At 65.2% G+C, this 15,064-nt stretch carries 15 protein-coding genes and 1 tRNA gene; 3 read left to right on the top strand and 13 right to left on the bottom strand.

The window, feature by feature from the left end:
- Nucleotides 1–28: 28 nt before the first annotated feature.
- The 13 genes from nuoF to DID99_RS22025 all read right to left on the bottom strand — a co-directional run bounded on the left by nuoF (nucleotide 29) and on the right by DID99_RS22025 (nucleotide 11,738).
- The gene (gene nuoF / locus DID99_RS22090) at nucleotides 29–1,339 is read right to left on the bottom strand and encodes an NADH-quinone oxidoreductase subunit NuoF (RefSeq protein ID WP_006756904.1); all 1,311 of its coding nucleotides are present in this window, start codon (nucleotides 1,337–1,339) and stop codon (nucleotides 29–31) included.
- Nucleotides 1,336–1,821 carry an NADH-quinone oxidoreductase subunit NuoE gene (nuoE, locus tag DID99_RS22085; protein WP_006478266.1) on the bottom strand — a complete coding sequence of 162 codons (486 nt, stop codon included), beginning with the start codon at nucleotides 1,819–1,821 and terminating at the stop codon, nucleotides 1,336–1,338. Before nuoE ends, nuoF begins: the two co-directional genes overlap by 4 nt.
- Before the next feature lie 180 nt (nucleotides 1,822–2,001).
- Complete coding sequence (locus tag DID99_RS22080; protein ID WP_044844663.1) at nucleotides 2,002–3,255, bottom strand: NADH-quinone oxidoreductase subunit D; 1,254 nt, start codon at nucleotides 3,253–3,255, stop codon at nucleotides 2,002–2,004.
- Between the two features lie 9 nt (nucleotides 3,256–3,264).
- Nucleotides 3,265–3,867 (bottom strand): NADH-quinone oxidoreductase subunit C, encoded by a 603-nt coding sequence (locus DID99_RS22075; RefSeq protein ID WP_044844664.1) that lies wholly within the window; start codon nucleotides 3,865–3,867, stop codon nucleotides 3,265–3,267.
- A gap of 21 nt (nucleotides 3,868–3,888) precedes the next feature.
- Nucleotides 3,889–4,368 (bottom strand): NADH-quinone oxidoreductase subunit B family protein, encoded by a 480-nt coding sequence (locus DID99_RS22070; RefSeq protein WP_006398799.1) that lies wholly within the window; start codon nucleotides 4,366–4,368, stop codon nucleotides 3,889–3,891.
- A 62-nt stretch (nucleotides 4,369–4,430) separates the two neighbouring features.
- On the bottom strand, nucleotides 4,431–4,790 hold the full coding sequence (locus tag DID99_RS22065) for an NADH-quinone oxidoreductase subunit A (protein WP_006398798.1): 360 nt from the start codon (nucleotides 4,788–4,790) through the stop codon (nucleotides 4,431–4,433).
- Nucleotides 4,791–4,944: 154 nt separating this feature from the next.
- Nucleotides 4,945–5,029 (bottom strand) — tRNA-Leu (locus DID99_RS22060).
- A 111-nt stretch (nucleotides 5,030–5,140) separates the two neighbouring features.
- On the bottom strand, nucleotides 5,141–5,521 hold the full coding sequence (gene secG, locus DID99_RS22055) for a preprotein translocase subunit SecG (protein ID WP_042977371.1): 381 nt from the start codon (nucleotides 5,519–5,521) through the stop codon (nucleotides 5,141–5,143).
- A 72-nt stretch (nucleotides 5,522–5,593) separates the two neighbouring features.
- Nucleotides 5,594–6,349 carry a triose-phosphate isomerase gene (tpiA, locus tag DID99_RS22050; RefSeq protein ID WP_124522488.1) on the bottom strand — a complete coding sequence of 252 codons (756 nt, stop codon included), beginning with the start codon at nucleotides 6,347–6,349 and terminating at the stop codon, nucleotides 5,594–5,596.
- A 140-nt stretch (nucleotides 6,350–6,489) separates the two neighbouring features.
- The gene (locus tag DID99_RS22045) at nucleotides 6,490–7,509 is read right to left on the bottom strand and encodes an NAD(P)H-quinone oxidoreductase (protein WP_044844666.1); all 1,020 of its coding nucleotides are present in this window, start codon (nucleotides 7,507–7,509) and stop codon (nucleotides 6,490–6,492) included.
- 143 nt (nucleotides 7,510–7,652) lie between these two features.
- Nucleotides 7,653–9,800: a polyribonucleotide nucleotidyltransferase gene (gene pnp / locus DID99_RS22040; RefSeq protein ID WP_124571639.1), complete on the bottom strand. Its 2,148-nt coding sequence runs from the start codon at nucleotides 9,798–9,800 to the stop codon at nucleotides 7,653–7,655.
- A gap of 291 nt (nucleotides 9,801–10,091) precedes the next feature.
- Nucleotides 10,092–10,361 carry a 30S ribosomal protein S15 gene (gene rpsO, locus DID99_RS22030; protein ID WP_006398792.1) on the bottom strand — a complete coding sequence of 90 codons (270 nt, stop codon included), beginning with the start codon at nucleotides 10,359–10,361 and terminating at the stop codon, nucleotides 10,092–10,094.
- Between the two features lie 117 nt (nucleotides 10,362–10,478).
- Entirely contained in the window at nucleotides 10,479–11,738 is a 1,260-nt protein-coding gene (locus DID99_RS22025; protein WP_124667548.1) for a branched-chain amino acid ABC transporter substrate-binding protein, read from the bottom strand.
- 190 nt (nucleotides 11,739–11,928) lie between these two features.
- Here DID99_RS22025 and DID99_RS22020 point away from each other — a divergent pair, with 190 nt between their 5' ends.
- From DID99_RS22020 to DID99_RS22010, 3 genes are all read left to right on the top strand, one after another.
- Nucleotides 11,929–12,441: a hypothetical protein gene (locus DID99_RS22020; RefSeq protein ID WP_124487226.1), complete on the top strand. Its 513-nt coding sequence runs from the start codon at nucleotides 11,929–11,931 to the stop codon at nucleotides 12,439–12,441.
- Nucleotides 12,442–12,827: 386 nt separating this feature from the next.
- Nucleotides 12,828–13,469, top strand: a complete 642-nt coding sequence (locus tag DID99_RS22015) for a carbonic anhydrase (protein ID WP_044844669.1) — start codon at nucleotides 12,828–12,830, stop codon at nucleotides 13,467–13,469.
- A 36-nt stretch (nucleotides 13,470–13,505) separates the two neighbouring features.
- A complete protein-coding gene (locus tag DID99_RS22010) occupies nucleotides 13,506–15,056 on the top strand; it encodes a SulP family inorganic anion transporter (RefSeq protein WP_124522484.1) in 1,551 nt (516 codons plus the stop codon).
- Nucleotides 15,057–15,064 lie beyond the last annotated feature (8 nt).

Raw genomic sequence — 15,064 nt, 5'->3', positions numbered from 1 at the left:
GCTCAAATTCCGCAACCGGTGCTTCGCTTCAGGCTGCCGCCGCGTGCGCGTGGCCGCCGACCATGCAGTGCTTGTGCTCGACGTGGTACGCGAATTCGTCCCAGTAATGCTTGAGCATCCCGCGAACCGGCATCGCCGCCGCATCGCCGAGCGCGCAGATCGTGCGGCCCATGATGTTCTCGGCAACCGAGTTCAGCAGGTCCAGATCTTCCTGGCGGCCTTCGCCGTGCTCGATACGATTCACGACGCGATACAGCCAGCCGGTGCCTTCACGGCACGGCGTGCACTGGCCGCACGATTCCTCGTAGTAGAAGTACGACAGGCGCAGCAGCGAACGCACCATGCACCGCGTCTCGTCCATCACGATCACCGCGCCGGAGCCGAGCATCGAGCCCGCCTTCGCGATCGAGTCGTAATCGAGATCGGTCTGCATCATGATGTCACCCGGGATCACCGGCGCCGACGAGCCGCCCGGAATCACGGCCTTGATCTTGCGGCCGCCGCGCATCCCGCCGGCGAGTTCCATCAGCGTCGCGAACGGCGTGCCGAGCGGCACTTCATAGTTGCCCGGACGCTCGACGTCGCCCGACACCGAGAAAATCTTCGTGCCGCCGTTGTTCGGCTTGCCGATCTCGAGGTAATTCTGCGGCCCGATGGACAGCAGGAACGGCACCGCGGCAAACGTCTCGGTGTTGTTGATCGTGGTCGGCTTGCCGTACACGCCGAAGCTCGCCGGGAACGGCGGCTTGAAGCGCGGCTGGCCCTTCTTGCCTTCGAGCGACTCGAGCAGCGCCGTTTCCTCGCCGCAGATGTACGCGCCGTAACCGTGGTGCGCGTGCAGCTGGAATGAGAATTCCGAGCCCATGATGTTGTCGCCGAGGAAACCCGCGGCGCGCGCCTCATCGAGCGCGGCCTCGAAGCGTCGATACACTTCGAAGATTTCGCCGTGAATGTAGTTGTAGCCGACGGTGATGCCCATCGCGTACGCGCCGATGGCCATGCCTTCGATCAGCGCATGCGGGTTCCAGCGCAGGATGTCGCGATCCTTGAACGTGCCCGGCTCGCCTTCGTCCGAGTTGCAGACGAGGTACTTCTGTCCCGGGAACTGGCGCGGCATGAAGCTCCACTTCAGGCCGGTCGGGAAGCCCGCACCGCCACGGCCACGCAGGCCCGACGCCTTCACGTCGGCAATCACCTGCTCCGGCGGAATCTTTTCTTCGAGAATGCGGCGCAGCTGCTTGTAGCCGCCGCGCGCAACGTAGTCTTCGAGATGCCAGTTCTCGCCGTTCAGACCAGCGAGGATCAGCGGTTTGATGTGACGGTCGTGGAGGGACGTCATTTCGAGAGCTCCTCAAGCAGCTGGTCGATCTTCTCGCGGCTCATGAAGCTGCACATTCTGTGATTGTTCACCAGCAGCACCGGCGCATCGCCGCACGAGCCCATGCATTCGCCTTCCTTCAGCGTGAACTTGCCGTCGGGCGTGGTCTCGCCGAAGCCGATGCCCAGCTTCTGTTTCAGGTAGTCGGCCGTCGCCTCCGCGCCGCCGTGCGGGCCAAGCTGGCACGGCAGGTTCGTGCAGAGCGTGATCTTGTGCTTGCCGACCGGTTTGAGCTCGTACATCGTGTAGAACGTCGCGACTTCCTGCACGGCGACGGCCGGCATGCCGAGATAGTCCGCGACGAACTGCATCAGTTCGGGCGACAGCCAGCCGTGCTCTTCCTGAGCGACGGCCAACGCCGACATCACGGCGGACTGTTTCTGATCGGCGGGATACTTCGTCAACGCTCGATCGATTTCCTTCAGGCCTTCAGCTGAGATCATTTTCAGACACGACTCTTTCAATTCCTACCGAACGAACAACCTGCCGCACTGCTGTGCATGGACGGCAGACCTGGCGCTCACTGTTGACAGCTTGCGAAGCCGCGCCGGCTCGGCGCATACCGCATGTGACTTCGCGTGTGACTGACTGCTCGCCGCCCGCTCGCGCAAGCGGCGCAACCATTAGCGATCGATTTCGCCGAACACGATGTCCTGCGTACCGATGATCGTGACGGCGTCGGCAATCATGTGACCGCGCGCCATTTCGTCGAGCGACGCGAGGTGCGCGAAGCCCGGTGCGCGGATCTTGAGGCGATACGGCTTGTTGGCACCGTCCGACACGAGGTAGATGCCGAACTCGCCCTTCGGATGCTCGACTGCCGCGTACGCCTCGCCTTCCGGCACGTGAAAACCTTCGGTGAAAAGCTTGAAGTGGTGAATCAAGTCTTCCATGTTGGTCTTCATGCCGACGCGCGACGGCGGCGCAACCTTGTGATTGTCGGTCATCACCGGGCCCGGATTCTTGCGGAGCCACTCAATACACTGTTTCGCGATACGGACCGACTGGCGCATTTCTTCCACGCGCACCAGATAGCGGTCGTAGCAATCGCCGTTCACGCCGACCGGCACGTCGAAATCCATGCGGTCGTACACTTCGTACGGCTGCTTCTTGCGCAGGTCCCAGGCGATGCCCGAGCCGCGCAGCATCGGGCCCGTCAGGCCCATCTGCAGCGCACGCTCCGGGCTGACGACGCCGATCCCGACCAGACGCTGCTTCCAGATCCGGTTGTCGGTCAGCAGCGTTTCGTATTCGTCGACGCACTTCGGGAAGCGCGTGAAGAAGTCGTCGATGAAGTCGAGCACCGAGCCGCTGCGCGCTTCGTTCATCTTCGCGAGCGCCTTCTCGTTGCGAATCTTCGACGCCTTGTATTGCGGCATTGCGTCAGGCAGGTCGCGATAGACGCCGCCCGGACGGTAGTACGCCGCGTGCATCCGGGCACCGGACACCGCTTCGTACACGTCCATCAGGTCTTCGCGCTCGCGGAATGCGTACAGGAACACGGCCATCGCGCCGACGTCGAGTGCGTGCGCGCCGATCCACATCAGGTGGTTCAGCACGCGGGTGATCTCGTCGAACAGCACGCGGATGTACTGCGCGCGCTCCGGCACGTCGATGCCGAGCAGGCGCTCGATCGCGAGCACGTAGCCGTGCTCGTTGACCATCATCGACACGTAGTCGAGACGGTCCATGTACGGCACGGACTGGATGAAGGTCTTGCTTTCCGCGAGCTTTTCGGTCGCGCGGTGCAGCAGGCCGATGTGCGGATCGGCACGCTGGATGACTTCGCCGTCGAGCTCGAGCACCAGGCGCAGCACGCCGTGCGCTGCCGGGTGCTGCGGGCCGAAGTTGAGGGTGTAGTTCTTGATTTCTGCCATGACGCCCCCTTAATGTTTCAGACCGCCATAGCGATCCTCGCGGATCACGCGCGGCGTGATTTCGCGCGGCTCGATCGTCACCGGCTGGTAGACGACCCGCTTCTCTTCCGGGTCGTAACGCATTTCGACATAGCCCGACACCGGGAAGTCCTTGCGGAACGGATGGCCGATGAAGCCGTAGTCGGTGAGGATGCGGCGCAGGTCGGGGTGACCCTCGAACACGAGGCCGTACAGGTCGAACGCTTCGCGCTCGTACCAGTTTGCGGAGGTCCAGATGTCGACGAGCGACGCCACGATCGGCAGATCGTCGTCCGGCGCGAACACGCGCAGGCGCAGGCGCCAGTTGTTCGTGACCGACAGCAGCTGCGACACGGCCGCGAAACGCGGGCCGTCGTAGGCGCCGTCGCCGTACGTTTGATAGTCGATGCCGCACAGGTCGATCAGCTGCTCGAAACGGAGCTTCGGATCGTCGCGCAGCGTCTTTGCGACTTCGAGGTAATCGCTCGCCTTCACGACGAGCGTCAGTTCACCGATCGCTTCGGTGAGGCTCACCACGCGCGCGCCGAGCGCGGCTTCGAGGTTGGCCTTGAGGGTCTCGATTTTGCTTGCCATATTGAGGGGACGCTCGGGGCTTTATTGACGGGCGATGGTGTTGGTGCGGCGGATCTTCGCCTGAAGCTGGATCACGCCGTAGACCAGCGCCTCGGCCGTGGGCGGACAGCCCGGCACGTAGACGTCGACCGGCACGATCCGGTCGCAACCGCGGACCACCGAGTACGAGTAGTGGTAGTAGCCACCACCGTTCGCGCACGACCCCATCGAGATCACCCAGCGCGGCTCGGCCATCTGGTCGTACACGCGGCGCAGCGCGGGCGCCATCTTGTTGCACAGCGTGCCGGCGACGATCATCACGTCCGACTGACGCGGGCTCGGACGGAACACGACCCCGAACCGGTCCAGGTCGTAACGGGCCGCGCCCGCATGCATCATCTCGACGGCGCAACACGCGAGCCCGAACGTCATCGGCCACAGCGAGCCGGTACGCGTCCAGTTGATCAGCTTGTCAGCCGTCGTGGTGACAAACCCTTCCTTCAAGACCCCTTCGATACTCATTTGCTTTCCACTCCAGACGAGCGGCCCAGCGTGGCCGCCCATGCAAACCGGCGATTAACCCATCACTCCCAGTCGAGGCCGCCTTTCTTCCAGATATAGGCAAAGCCCAGCAGGAATTCGAGCAGAAAAATCATCATTGCGATGAAACCCGGCCAGCCGATGTCCCGGAGCGCGACGCCCCACGGAAACAGGAATGCGGTTTCGAGATCGAAGATGATGAACAGGATGGCGACGAGATAGTACCGGACGTCGAATTTCATCCGGGCGTCTTCAAAGGCTTCGAAGCCGCACTCGTACGGTGCGTTCTTCTCGACGTCCGGCTTGTTGGGACCAAGGAGCTTGCCGATGCTGACCAGCGCTATACCTAAACCAGTGCCCACGAGGAGGAACAACAAGACGGGGTAATAGGCTGCGAGGTTCAAGGCAATCCTCTATCGGTTGGTTCTGAGCGTCCGGAGAATACCACTTCCGGCGGAAGGAATCATTTCGGAGTGCGTGCAATCACAAGACAATCGCAAGGCACACCCCACAAATGAAAAATGCCAGCCACTAGAAGCGGCTGGCATTGAGTAACTTTGGTGCCGACGGCGAGACTCGAACTCGCACAGCTTTCGCCACTACCCCCTCAAGATAGCGTGTCTACCAATTTCACCACGTCGGCACTGCATGCAACTCGGGTTGTACTGCTCGTTTCCCGCGAATCGCTTCAAGAATTAAATTCTAACCCGAGTTCCAGATTTGTTCAACGCACAACCGCAAAAAATTTAACTTTTTATTTCGGGACGTCCTGGCCCGGCGCGCTTGCGGCCGACCCCGCAACCGCGGCGGACGCCGCGACTGCCGGTGCCGATGCTGCAGGTGCCGATGCCGGCGCGGTCGCTGCCGTGCCGAGCACGCCGGCCGACGGCGTCGACTTGTACGAACCGAGATACGTCAGTGCGAGCGTCGCGACGAAAAAGATCGTCGCGAGAATGCCCGTCGTGCGCGACAGAAAGTTCGCGGAGCCCGTCGCACCGAACAGGCTGCCCGACGCGCCGCTGCCGAATGCAGCGCCCATGTCGGCACCCTTGCCGTGCTGCAGCAGCACCAGCCCGATCACACCCAGTGCAGACAGTACCTGCACGACAATAATCAGCGTCTTGAATAACAGCATCACACCCACCCGATTGGATCAGGCGACCGGACCGACCGGCCGCCATCATGGTTCAATTCGACCGCGGACCGCTCAACGCGCGGCCCGGCAGATCGCCAGGAAATCTTCCGCCTTCAGCGACGCGCCGCCGATCAGGCCGCCGTCGATGTCCGGCTGTGCGAACAGCTCTTCCGCGTTGTCCGGCTTCACGCTGCCGCCGTACAGCACCGATACGTCCGCCGCCCCCTTCGCCGCGAGACGCGCACGCAGGAATGCGTGTACGTCCTGCGCCTGCGCCGACGTCGCGCTCTTGCCCGTGCCGATCGCCCAGACCGGCTCGTACGCGACGACGATGCGCGCCGCTTCGTCGGCCGTCAGCACGGCCAGCACGGCGTCGAGCTGCGCACCGACCACCTGCTCGGTCGCACCCGCTTCGCGCTCGTCGAGCGTTTCACCGACGCACACGACGGGCGTGAGGCCTGCCGCGAGCGCGCGCTGCGTCTTCGCAGCGACGGTTTCGCTGCGCTCGCCGTGATACGCGCGGCGCTCCGAGTGACCGACGATCGCATACTGCGCGCCGAACTCCGCCACCATCGCGGCCGCCACTTCACCGGTGAACGCGCCCTGCTCGTGCGCGGACACGTCCTGCGCGCCGAACGCGACACGGCCGCCGGCGAGCTGCGCCTGAACCTGCGCGAGATACGGGAACGGCACGCACACGCCGATCGACGTCTCGGCCGCCACCGCGCCTGCGCCCTGCACCACTTCGTTCAGCAATGCCTGGTTGCCGGCCAGCCGGCCGTGCATCTTCCAGTTGCCGATCACTCGCTTCGTTCGTTGTTTCGACATCGTGTCTGTCTCGTCACTATCTTGTCATTAACGCACCGGAAACCGGCCGTCAGGTTGGATCTGGCGAAGCAAACCCGCGATTTTACTGCGCGCGGCTTGAACCGGTCAAACCGCACATGTCAAGTCCGGCCGCACGGCCGTCAGGTGGTCGTACCCCAATCGAGTACGATCTTGCCGATGTGCTCGCCGCTTTCCATCAGCGCATGCGCCTGCGCGGCCTCGCCGGCCGGCAGCACGCGGTAGATCACAGGCTTGATGCGGCCGTCCGCGAGCAGCGGCCAGACGCGCGCCTTCAGCTGTGCGGCGATGCGCGCCTTGAATTCGACCGGACGCGGACGCAGTGTCGAGCCCGTCACCGTCAGCCGGCGGCGCAGGATCTCGTTCAGGTTGACCTCGGCCTTCGCCCCGCCGAGCAGCGCGATCAGCACGAGGCGGCCGCCATCCGCGAGCGCGGACAGTTCGCGCGGCACGTACGAGCCTGCGACCATGTCGAGGATCACGTCGACGCCACGATCGTGCGTCAGCGACTTGACGACCTCGACGAAGTCCTCGGTCTTGTAGTTGATTGCACGTTCGGCGCCGAGCGCCTCGCATGCCCGGCATTTGTCGGCATTCCCGGCCGTCGCGAACACGCGATAGCCGAGCGCGTGCGCGATCTGGATCGCCGTCACGCCGATCCCGCTCGAGCCGCCCTGCACGAGCAGCGTTTCCTGCTCGCCGCCCTCGCCCGCGCCGAGCAGCGCGCGGTCGAACACGTTGCTCCACACCGTGAAGAACGTTTCAGGCAGCGATGCGGCTTCGATGTCGGTCAGCCCATCGGGAACCGGCAGGCATTGCGGCAGCGGCGCGACCGCGTACTCGGCGTAGCCGCCGCCCGCGAGCAGCGCGCAGACGCGATCGCCCAGCTTCAGGCCGAACGGGTTCAGCGCCGCATCCGACAGGTCGCCGCCGACGATCTCGCCCGCGACCTCGAGGCCCGGCAGATCCGATGCCCCCGGCGGCGGCGCATAGGCGCCCTTGCGCTGGAATACGTCGGGCCGGTTCACGCCGGAAGCCGCCACCTTGATCAGCACTTCGCCGCGCTTCGGTTCGGGGCGCGGACGCTCCGCGAGCTTCAGCACGTCGGGGGCGCCGAATTCGGTGATTTCGATGGCTTGCATGGTGGTCGCTCCAGGATCGGAATCGGGTGGCGCACCCGTGCGCGGCACGGGCGCCTCGCCGGCGCTGCTGCGCCGCACAACGATGCTACAGAAAAAACGGCCGGCACGCTTTCGCACTGCCGGCCGTTCTCACGCCTTTCCGCTTACTGCTGCGGCGGCGTATCCGAATGCGACGCCGCCGCTGCTTCGTTCAGCAGCGCCTTCGCCGACAGACGCACGCGACCCTTCTCGTCCGTCTGGATCACCTTGACCTTCACCTGCTGGCCTTCCTTCAGGTAGTCGTTGATGTCCTTCACGCGCTCGTTGACGATTTCCGAGATGTGCAGCAGGCCGTCCTTGCCCGGCAGCAGGTTCACGATCGCGCCGAAATCGAGCAGCTTGAGCACCGTGCCTTCGTACACCTGGCCGACTTCGATTTCAGCCGTGATCTGCTCGATGCGCTTCTTCGCTTCGGCCATGCCTTCGCTGTTCGTGCTCGCGATCGTCACGACGCCGTCATCGGAGATGTCGATGGTCGTGCCGGTTTCTTCGGTCAGCGCGCGGATCACCGAACCGCCCTTGCCGATCACGTCGCGGATCTTTTCCGGGTTGATCTTGATCGTGATCATGCGCGGCGCGAATTCCGACAGTTGCGTGTTCGCACCCGAGACCGCCGAGGTCATCTTGCCGAGGATGTGCATGCGGCCTTCCTTCGCCTGCGCGAGCGCGACCTGCATGATTTCCTTCGTGATGCCCTGGATCTTGATGTCCATCTGCAGTGCCGTCACGCCTTGCTCCGTGCCGGCCACCTTGAAGTCCATGTCGCCGAGGTGATCTTCGTCGCCGAGGATGTCGGTCAGCACCGCGAACTTGTTGCCCTCGAGGATCAGGCCCATCGCGATGCCCGCGACGTGCGCCTTCATCGGCACGCCGGCGTCCATCAGCGCGAGGCAGCCGCCGCACACCGACGCCATCGACGACGAACCGTTCGATTCGGTGATTTCCGACACGACGCGGATCGAGTAGCCGAATTCGTCGGCGCTCGGCAGGCACTTGACCAGCGCGCGCTTCGCGAGACGGCCGTGGCCGATTTCACGACGCTTCGGCGAGCCGACGCGGCCCGTTTCGCCGGTCGCGAACGGGGGCATGTTGTAGTGGAGCATGAAGCGCTCGCGGTATTCGCCTTCGAGCGCGTCGATGATCTGCTCGTCACCCTTCGTGCCGAGCGTCGCGACGACGAGCGCCTGCGTTTCGCCACGCGTGAACAGCGCCGAACCGTGGGTGCGCGGCAGCACGCCGGTGCGGATCTCGATCGGACGCACGGTGCGCGTGTCGCGACCGTCGATGCGCGGCTCGCCGTTCAGGATCTGCGAACGGACGATCTTCGCTTCGATGTCGAACAGGATGTTGCCGACGGTCGCCTTGTCGGCCGCGACCGTGCCGGCCGCCAGCGCGTCTTCCTCGAGCTTCGCCGAGGTTGCCGCGTAGACTTCCTTCAGCTTCGTCGAACGCGCTTGCTTGTCGCGCAGCTGGTAAGCGGCGAGCAGGTCGCCGTGCGCCAGTTCCGTCACGCGCGCGTTCAGCGCTTCATTCTTCGGTGCCGGCTGCCAGTCCCACTCGGGCTTGCCGCCTTCGCGCACGAGTTCGTGGATCGCGTCGATCGCCGTCTGCATCTGCTCGTGGCCGAACACGACCGCGCCCAGCATCACGTCTTCCGGCAGCTGGTCGGCTTCCGATTCGACCATCAGCACCGCACGCTCCGTACCGGCGACGACGAGGTCGAGGCTCGATGCCTTGATCTGGTCACGCGTCGGGTTCAGCACGTAGGCGTTGTCGATGTACGCGACGCGCGCGGCACCGACCGGACCGTTGAACGGCAGGCCCGACACGGCGAGCGCGGCCGATGCGCCGATCAGCGCGGGGATGTCCGCCGGGATTTCCGGGTTCACGGACAGCACGTGGATCACGACCTGGACTTCGTTGTAGAAGCCTTCCGGGAACAGCGGGCGCAGCGGACGGTCGATCAGGCGCGACGTCAGCGTCTCGTGTTCCGACGGACGGCCTTCGCGACGGAAGAAGCCGCCCGGAATCTTGCCGGCCGAGTAGGTCTTCTCGAGGTAGTCGACGGTCAGGGGGAAGAAGTCCTGACCCGGCTTCGCCGACTTCGCGCCGACGACGGTGGCCAGCACGACGGTGTCTTCCACGTCGACGATCACGGCACCGCTCGCCTGGCGGGCGACTTCACCGGTTTCGAGGCGCACCTTGTGCTGGCCCCACTGGAATTCCTTCACGACCTTGTTGAACATGGACATGGTTGCTCCTTTGAATTCATTCATTTCATTCGCCGTGCGGGCCATCCCGCGCGGCGGCGTCCCGACCGAATCACCCGGAGCAAGGTGTGTTTTTTATGCCATTCCAGCACGCCGCTCGACGAGCGGCGCGCTGGAATGACACAAATCCCGACCCCGGTATCAGCCGTTCCGGCAGCCCGGCACCCACGTGCCGGACGACCTGCGGTGCGCGTGACGCTACGCACCGCGCAAAAACAAAATGCCTGCATCAGCGGACTGACACAGGCATCTTGCTGGCGGCAATCGCCTCGATTACTTACGCAGACCCAGCTTCTCGATCAGCGCGCGGTAACGGTCGGCATCCTTGCCCTTGAGGTAGTCGAGCAGCTTGCGGCGGCGGCTCACCATGCGCAGCAGGCCGCGGCGGCTGTGGTGATCCTTCGCGTGGGTCTTGAAGTGACCCGTCAGTTCGACGATACGTGCGGTCAGCAGTGCGACCTGGACTTCGGGCGAACCCGTGTCGTTGGTACCGCGGGCGAACTGAGCAACGACTTCCGACTTCTTGATATCTGCAACAGACATGAGATTTCCTTTGTTTCCTACTGGCTAACTAACAGGCGGACACGGAAGAATGGCCGTGCCGTGACTTACAACCGGCGGGCATTGTAGCACAACTGCACGCCGTTCCATCGCCTCCTGTCACGGGCGCGTCATCGAGCAGGTCGACGGCATCTGCGTGCGCTGCGCGGGCACCGCGAGGACGGTCCGGAAACCGTATCCCGAGCCCTCGTTGTCGAAGCGCACGCCCGGCGTGCCGGCCTTGTCCATTTCCATCACATAAAGGGGCTGGATCAACTGGTGATCCTGCACCCGCATCGACGACGCGTGGAAGCCGTCGTCGAGCGACAGCCCTTCGAGCGCGCGCGCCACTGCGACGGGGTCGGACGAGCCGGCGCGATTCATCGCCGCCGCGAGCATCTCGATCATCAGGCTCATGCGTCGCACCGGATAGTCGTCCGGGGCAGCGGGAAAACGGGTCCGGTACGCGCGGTAGAACCCGTCCGATTGCGCGCCGCCCGCGTTCGGATGCCAGTCCGCGACGGCGACCACCCGGCCGACGCCCGCATCGCCGAGCGCGGCCGGCGCGCCGAGGCTGTTGCCATAGAACGTATAGAACTTCGCGTTCAGCCCCTGCTCGCGCGCCGCCTTCACGAGCAGCGTGAGGTCGTTGCCCCAGTTGCCGGTCACGACGGCGTCCGCGCCGCTTGCGCGGATCTTCGCGATGTACGGCGAGAAATCCTTGATGCGGCCGATCGGGTGGAATTCGTCGCCGGCGATCGTCACGTCGGGGCGCCGCTCGGCCAGCGCCTGCCGCGCCAGCGCGCTGACGTCGTGGCCGAAGCTGTAGTCCTGGTTCAGCAGGTAGACCTTGCGCAGCGGGCGGTCGCGCGCCATCACGTCCGCCAGCGCGGCCATCCGCATCCCCGCGTGCGCGTCGAAGCGGAAATGCCAGAAGCTGCAGCGCGCACCGGTCAGCGCCGGATCGTCGGCCGAATAGTTGAGGAACAGCATCCGGCTGTCCGGATTGCGCGCGTTCAGCTTGTCGAGCGCCGCGACGAGCGCGGCCGCGACCGCCGAGCTGTTGCCCTGCGCGACGAAACCGATGTGCCGGTCCGCCGCCGCCCGCAACTGCACCAACGCCTCCTCCGGGCTGCCCTTGCTGTCGAGCACGACGAGTTCGAGCGGGTGCGCGCCGTCACGCAGCTTCACGCCGCCCGCTGCGTTGACCCGCTCGACGCCGAAGCGCAGGTTGCGCTCGGCGGCCGCGCCCGCATTCGCGAACGGGCCCGACATCCCTTCGATCAGCGCGATCCGCACCGGCTCGCCTGCCGCGAACGCGGACGACGCCAGCATCCACCCGGCGCTCCATGCGAGCGCGTACCGTTTCCACAGCTGCATCGGCTCCCTGCCCTTCAACCCGTCCGAGAAGCGCGGATCATAGGACGCGGACGGCGCCGGCCGCAAGCCCGGCGCGCAACGATAGCCCGACGACACCCGGCCGGCGATCCGCACCGATTTTTTCGGCACGATGCGCCGGCGCGCGCCGTCCGTGATACAACTGAACGGTTAGAGCGTTCTGGAGGATCCCATGCGCATTCGCATTCCCGCGCGCCTGCCGGTGCTGGTCGCCTGTGCGGCGGCGCTGCTCGCCGGCTGTGCGCAACCGTGGCAGCAATACCAGGCCGGCCAGGACGAGTCGGCGATCGTCGCGCGCATGGGCCCGCCGCGCGAGATCTACGACCTGCCCGGCGGCGGCAAGCGCCTGATGTGGCCGACCCAGCCGATGGGCGAGATCACCATCGCGGCCGACGTCGACGCGGCCCACCGGATCGTCAACGTGCGCCAGGTGCTGCAGCCGAGCGAGTTCTATCGCGCGGATATCGGCAAGTGGACCAAGACCGACGTGCTCGTCAATTTCGGCCGCCCGGTCGAGACGTCCTACTTCCCGCTGATGAAGCGCGAGGTATGGACCTACCGCTATCTCGAAGACAACGTCTGGTACATGATGTACAGCTTCTACTTCGACCCGCAGGGCATCCTGCGCACCACGCAGAAAACACCGGACCCGCTGCACGATCCCGACCGCCGCAATCTGTTCTGATCGGATCGATTGCGCATTTACGCGAAATTTTCACAATGGCCATTCACGAATTGCTGCGTGAATGGCCATTTCATTTTTTCCGTCATATTCGATTAATTTCGAATTGAAGCAGCAATCCTTTCCGATCGAATATGCGCCCAAAGCATCGCGGTGAGCCCCGCGCCACGCGGCCGCCAGGAGGAAACAGGCATGTACGATACATGTCATGCGTTGCATTGGTGCATTCGGTGCACCTCGCCAGATCGAGTTGAAACAATTTGTATCATTGGCACCGGATGTTAGGGCATACCCCTAATATCGGATGAAATTGAACCTTTCAATTTAGAAAGCATCCTATTGCTCCACTTCGTCCGGTATTTGTTTGTCCTTATCAGAAAGGAGTCCTCATGAATCGCCCCAAGAGCATGCTGGTTGCCAACATCGCCTGGGCCCGCGAGACGCACGAGCACACGCCCGGTTTCTTCGACGCACTCGCGCGCGGCCAGAATCCGCGCGTGCTGTGGATCGGCTGCGCCGACAGCCGGGTGCCAGCCGAAACCATCACGCACTGCGTGCCCGGCGAGCTGTTCGTCCATCGCAACATCGCGAACCTGTTCCATCCCGACGACGACAATTCCGCGAGCGTGCTCGAGTACGCCGTGCGCGTGCTCGAAGTCGACCACGTGATCGTGTGCGGCCACTACGGATGCGGCGGGGTGCGCGCGTCGCTGCTGCCGCCGCCGGCCGACCTGCCGCACGTCGCGCGCCGCATCGCGCCGCTGTGCGCGCTTGCACGGCGCCATCGCGACACGCTCGACGGACTCGACGACACGGCCGCCGCCGACCGCCTCGCGGAACTCAACGTGCTCGAACAAGTGCGGCTGCTGCGCGCTTCGCCGATCGTGCATGGCCGGCAGCGGCCGCCGCTCGTGCACGGCTGGATCTTTTCGCTTGCCGACGGCCGCCTGAAGGAACTCGATTCCGGCTACACGACAGCGCCGGCCGAAGCCGAACCGGAGCATGCCGCCATGGCCGTCGCTCTCGGCTGATCCGCCCCTCCCTACGCCAATGAAATCACCCCAACCATGAAACTGAACGACCGCCTGTCCACCCTGCCGCGCGACATCGTCGCCGGCATCGTCGTGTTCCTCGTCGCGCTGCCGTTATGTCTCGGCATCGCCAATGCGTCCGGCGTCGAGCCGTTCGCCGGGCTCGTGTCCGGCATCGTCGGCGGGATCATCGTCGCGCTGTTGAGCGGCTCGTCACTGTCGGTCAGCGGGCCGGCCGCCGGCCTCGTCGTGATCGTCGTCGAAGGGATCGCGCAACTCGGCAGTTTTTCCGCGTTCCTGCTCGCGGTGCTGCTGTCCGGCGTGCTGCAGTTCGGCTTCGGCATGCTGCGCGCCGGCCGCTTCGCCGCGTACGTACCGTCGCCCGTCATCAAGGGCATGCTCGCGGCGATCGGCCTGCTGCTGGTCGTGAAGCAGATTCCGTTCGCATTCGGCATCGGCGGGCCGGCCGCGCAATCGTTTGCATCGTGGCCCGGCCTGCCGACCGCCTGGGCCGCAACGGCCATCGCGCTCATCTCGCTCGCGCTGCTGGTCGCGTGGGACACGCCCGCGCTCAAGCGCTTCGGCTGGGTACGCGCGGTGCCTGCGCCGCTCGCGGTCGTCGTGTTCGGCATCGGCGCGACGCTGGTGCTCGGCGTCGTTGCACCGTCGGTCGCGCCGGGCGCCGCGCATCGCGTCACGCTGCCGGAGCTCGAATCGTTCGCGGCGCTCGCGGCATCGCTGAAGCATGCCGAGCTCGGCCCGAACTTCGCGCAACTCGTCAATCCGGACGTGTGGCGCGTCGCGATCACGCTCGCGGTCGTCGCGAGCCTCGAGACGCTGCTGAGCCTGGAGGCGGTAGAACAGATCGATCCGAAGCGCCGGCCGACCCAGCCGGACCGCGAACTCAAGGCCCAGGGTGTCGGCAATCTCGTCGCGGGCGCGGTCGGCGGGCTGCCGATCACGTCGGTGATCGTGCGCAGTTCGGTCAACGTGAACGCGGGTGCCCAAAGCCGGATGTCGGCGATCGTGCACGGGATCCTGCTGCTCGCCAGCGTGTTCGCGCTCACCGGGCTGATCAACCTGATCCCGCTCGCGAGCCTCGCGGCGATACTGATCCACACCGGCTTCAAGCTCGCCAAACCGGCGCTGTTCCGCTCGGTGCTGAAGCAGGGCCCGGCCGCGTTCGTGCCGTTCGCCGCGACGATCGCGGGCGTGCTGGCGGTCGACCTGCTGTTCGGCATCGCGCTCGGCCTCGCCTGCAGCGTGCTGGCGGTCGCGGTGGCGAACCTGAAGAGCCCCGTCACGCTCGCGCAGCACGACGACCACTTCCTGCTGTCGTTCCGCAAGGACGTGTCGTTCCTCGGCAAGGTGCAGGTCAAGCATCACCTGCGGCACATTCCGGACCGCGCGGCCGTGATCATCGACGCGACGCGCGCCGACTACATCGACCACGACGTGCTCGAACTGCTCGACGCGTTCATCGCCGATGCGCCGCGGCGCGGGATCGCGGTCGAATTCCGCCGCCGCAGCCCGGCGCCCCGCCCGGCCGCGCGCCGCTGGTCGTTCCGCGCGCCGGCCGCCGAATGAGCGGCGCA

Source organism: Burkholderia sp. Bp8986 (genome assembly GCF_003854225.1).
GTDB lineage: Bacteria > Pseudomonadota > Gammaproteobacteria > Burkholderiales > Burkholderiaceae > Burkholderia.
This window is presented reverse-complemented; position numbering and strand designations above follow the sequence as displayed.

Bases quoted from the DNA above. Each gene is read 5' to 3' on its own strand.
- nuoF (WP_006756904.1), bottom strand. From the start codon at position 1,339: ATGACGTCCCTCCACGACCGTCACATCAAACCGCTGATCCTCGCTGGT.
- nuoE (WP_006478266.1), bottom strand. From the start codon at position 1,821: ATGATCTCAGCTGAAGGCCTGAAGGAAATCGATCGAGCGTTGACGAAG.
- DID99_RS22080 (WP_044844663.1), bottom strand. From the start codon at position 3,255: ATGGCAGAAATCAAGAACTACACCCTCAACTTCGGCCCGCAGCACCCG.
- DID99_RS22075 (WP_044844664.1), bottom strand. From the start codon at position 3,867: ATGGCAAGCAAAATCGAGACCCTCAAGGCCAACCTCGAAGCCGCGCTC.
- DID99_RS22070 (WP_006398799.1), bottom strand. From the start codon at position 4,368: ATGAGTATCGAAGGGGTCTTGAAGGAAGGGTTTGTCACCACGACGGCT.
- secG (WP_042977371.1), bottom strand. From the start codon at position 5,521: ATGCTGTTATTCAAGACGCTGATTATTGTCGTGCAGGTACTGTCTGCA.
- tpiA (WP_124522488.1), bottom strand. From the start codon at position 6,349: ATGTCGAAACAACGAACGAAGCGAGTGATCGGCAACTGGAAGATGCAC.
- DID99_RS22045 (WP_044844666.1), bottom strand. From the start codon at position 7,509: ATGCAAGCCATCGAAATCACCGAATTCGGCGCCCCCGACGTGCTGAAG.
- pnp (WP_124571639.1), bottom strand. From the start codon at position 9,800: ATGTCCATGTTCAACAAGGTCGTGAAGGAATTCCAGTGGGGCCAGCAC.
- rpsO (WP_006398792.1), bottom strand. From the start codon at position 10,361: ATGTCTGTTGCAGATATCAAGAAGTCGGAAGTCGTTGCTCAGTTCGCC.
- DID99_RS22025 (WP_124667548.1), bottom strand. From the start codon at position 11,738: ATGCAGCTGTGGAAACGGTACGCGCTCGCATGGAGCGCCGGGTGGATG.
- DID99_RS22020 (WP_124487226.1), top strand. From the start codon at position 11,929: ATGCGCATTCGCATTCCCGCGCGCCTGCCGGTGCTGGTCGCCTGTGCG.
- DID99_RS22015 (WP_044844669.1), top strand. From the start codon at position 12,828: ATGAATCGCCCCAAGAGCATGCTGGTTGCCAACATCGCCTGGGCCCGC.
- DID99_RS22010 (WP_124522484.1), top strand. From the start codon at position 13,506: ATGAAACTGAACGACCGCCTGTCCACCCTGCCGCGCGACATCGTCGCC.